This window comes from Burkholderia sp. Ac-20379, from assembly GCF_017104645.1.
Classification (GTDB): Bacteria; Pseudomonadota; Gammaproteobacteria; order Burkholderiales; family Burkholderiaceae; genus Burkholderia.
In genome coordinates this window covers 1-1,561 of the sequence record NZ_JAAGPF010000684.1, presented here as the reverse complement: position 1 = coordinate 1,561, position 1,561 = coordinate 1, and the positions used below count along the sequence as shown (strand labels likewise).

Here is a 1,561-nt window from a genome sequence, read left to right as displayed (position 1 = left end):
GGCGTGCCGGTCGCGGCGCAGGCCGCCGCCGCGTTGGCGCTGATCCGCGCCGCGTACGGATGGGTGGCGTCGGCCACCAGCGCGATGCCGTGCTCGCGGATGTAGGCCGCCAGCCCGTCGGCGCCGCCGAAGCCGCCGATGCGCACGCCGCAAGTCAGGCCCTCGGGCGTCTTGCCGAGGCCCGCGAGGCTGTAGACGGCCGACGCGGGCAGCGTGCGCGCCACCTTCAGCGCGTCGCCGGTGCCGCCCAGCAGCAGGATGCGCGGGGCATCGGCATGGAAGGGAGTGTCGTTCATCGTGCGCGCCCCACGAAGCCGCCCTGCCGATCGATCGCGAACACCTCCACGGCCACGCCGTCGGGCACGATCGCGCGCGCCACCGCCAGCGCCTGGGCGCAGACGGCGTCGCCGAGCGGCACGCCGGCCGCGTGGGCCAGCGCGAGCGCCTGTTGACTGGTGTTGGCGGCCAGCATCGCCTGCTGAAGCGCCGCGTCGGCGCCCGCGTCGGCGGCCCAGCCGGCCAGTTGCGGCAGGTCGATGCTCGAATGGCGGCTGTGCAGATCCATGTGGCCGGCCGCGAGCTTCGAGAACTTGCCGAAGCCGCCGCACAGGCTCACGCGCGCGACCGGCGCGCGGCGCAGATGCTTGAGCACCGCGCCGGCGAAATCGCCCATCTCGATCATCGCGATCTCGGGCAGGCCGTAGTGCGCGCGCATCGCGTCCTCGCTGGCGTTGCCGGTGCAGGCGGCGATGTGCGCGACGCCGTTGGCGCGCGCCACGTCGATGCCCTGATGGATCGACGCGATATAGGCCGAGCACGAGAACGGCCGCACGATGCCGGTGGTGCCGAGGATCGACAGCCCGCCGACGATCCCGAGCCGCGGGTTCATGGTTTTCAGCGCGAGCGCCGCGCCGCCCTCCACGCCGATCGCCACCTCGAAGCCGCCCGCGTAGCCGTGCTCGGCCGCCAGTTGCAGCAGGTGCTCGGTCATCATGCGGCGCGGCACCGGGTTGATGGCCGGCTCGCCGACCGCCAGCGTCAGGCCGGGCCGCGTGACGGTGCCCACGCCATCGGCTGCATGGAAGCGAACGCCGGGCTGCGCCGCGAGCGTCACGCGCGCATAGACGACCGCGCCGTGCGTCACATCGGGATCGTCGCCCGCGTCCTTGACGGTGCCGGCCTCGGCGGTGTCGGCCGCATCGGCGGCCGTGCCCGCGGGCGCACGGCGGCAATACACAAGCCGCATCGTCACGTGCTGGCCCTTGGGCAGCACGATCGCGCTCGTCTCGCCGGCCTGCCCCGTCAGCAGCAGGCGCGCGGCGGCCAGCGAGGTGGCCGTCGCGCAACTGCCGGTGGTGTAGCCGCTGCGCAGCGGCGCGGGCTGTTCGGCCGTTTCCTCGCGCATCAGGCGCCCTCCGCGCGCGGCTTGCGAACCTCGTACAGCGTGACCGGCAAGGCCTGCCGCCAGGTGTCGAAGCCGCCAAGCGGCGCGGCCGTGGCCAGCGCGAGGCGCGTCAGCGAGCCGCCGTGCCGCTCGCGCCAGGCAAGAAACGCGGCTTCG

2 protein-coding genes and 1 pseudogene are annotated in these 1,561 nt (G+C 74.3%); all 3 read right to left on the bottom strand.

Annotation, left to right across the window (positions count from 1 at the left end):
• On the bottom strand, positions 1-296 hold a 296-nt coding region (locus tag G3N92_RS33930), incomplete at its 3' end, for a precorrin-6A/cobalt-precorrin-6A reductase (protein ID WP_206131855.1).
• Positions 293-1,405 carry a cobalt-precorrin-5B (C(1))-methyltransferase gene (locus tag G3N92_RS33925; RefSeq protein WP_206131854.1) on the bottom strand — a complete coding sequence of 371 codons (1,113 nt, stop codon included), beginning with the start codon at positions 1,403-1,405 and terminating at the stop codon, positions 293-295. The genes G3N92_RS33925 and G3N92_RS33930, both read right to left, overlap by 4 nt.
• Positions 1,405-1,561, bottom strand: a pseudogene (locus G3N92_RS33920) (cobalamin biosynthesis bifunctional protein CbiET); the annotation flags it as partial. The gene G3N92_RS33925 and the pseudogene G3N92_RS33920, both read right to left, overlap by 1 nt.

Bases quoted from the DNA above. Each gene is read 5' to 3' on its own strand.
- G3N92_RS33925 (WP_206131854.1), bottom strand. From the start codon at position 1,405: ATGCGCGAGGAAACGGCCGAACAGCCCGCGCCGCTGCGCAGCGGCTAC.